Source organism: Bartonella sp. MR168JLCBS, from assembly GCF_042194175.1.
Window position 1 is genome coordinate 1 of record NZ_JBHIMP010000545.1, and the last position, 266, is coordinate 266.

Annotated in this window: 1 pseudogene; it reads right to left on the reverse strand. The window is 45.9% G+C overall.

What is annotated here, in order from left to right:
• Nucleotides 1–266, reverse strand: a pseudogene (locus tag ACFIK8_RS12540) (ATP-dependent DNA helicase); the annotation flags it as partial.

Genomic DNA, 266 nt, shown 5'->3' on the forward strand with positions numbered 1-266 from the left:
TCTAGTCGCGTTGGTGCTTCTGGTGAGCGATCTTCTTGCCACATGGTTGTGTAGCCGGAATCATCTAGGACTATTTCTGCAAGCTCTCTATGGGGTGTGTATTGCAGCATATTTTGCCAGCGGTGAAAATTTTCGACAATGCTTCGCAAAGCAGTACGTGCTTTGGGTTTTAACTCATCCGTTTTAATTATTTCAGCAGCAGCAGTAAAGAGAGGAATATCTCGTGCCCGTGCACTCTCATAAAGGGTGCGTAAAGTTGCATCTCC